The organism is Burkholderia sp. Bp8991 (genome assembly GCF_003853795.1).
Taxonomy (GTDB): Bacteria; Pseudomonadota; Gammaproteobacteria; order Burkholderiales; family Burkholderiaceae; genus Burkholderia.
Map to the genome: position 1 here is coordinate 1 of NZ_QTQJ01000087.1, position 596 is coordinate 596.

General features: G+C 54.4%; 2 pseudogenes. Both read left to right on the forward strand.

The features are described 5' to 3' along the window. Window positions 1-270, forward strand: a pseudogene (locus DIE02_RS35265) (hypothetical protein); the annotation flags it as partial. 83 nt (window positions 271-353) lie between these two features. After that, a pseudogene (locus DIE02_RS35270) lies at window positions 354-596 on the forward strand (virulence factor); the annotation flags it as partial.

Genomic DNA, 596 nt, shown 5'->3' on the forward strand with positions numbered 1-596 from the left:
GCGCTTGCGTATGACGTTGCGGTGGGCCTGTGCTACATCACGCCCGAACAACTCTACGACTTGCGCATCGAGGCGGACTGGCGGATGGGTGAAGGTATTCCGGATGACAATCCAAACAAGAGGTATTACGAATATTTTTCACGCGGAAAATTCGATGACTTGCCGCTGCATGAATGGGTACACACCGAGGGTAGCGAAGGAAATATTCCCGGCGCGATCGTGGATCAACGTGAAGGAGAACTTTATTTGAAGGTCGGGGGTGTGATTTGAAGGCGCTAATCGCTACATGGCCGCGACGTGTCGCTATTGCCGTTTCGGCATGGCTGATTACCGTCGTACTCATGGCCATGCTGATGGCTTACGTAGAGCAACCCGATCCGGCACATCTGGAAATAGGAGATTGGATGAAGCGATTCATTGTTGTACCTGGCCTGGCTGCGCTCATGGTGTTTCTGTTGACCACGTCAGTGATGCGTCCGGCACAAGCTGCGCCTGCCAAGGAGGCTGCAGGGAATATGACGCTGGCAGCCGAGAAGCCGGTCAAGCCATTCGTCGCGCAGGTGGTCGGCCTGATTTGGTTGAATCCATTGCAACGT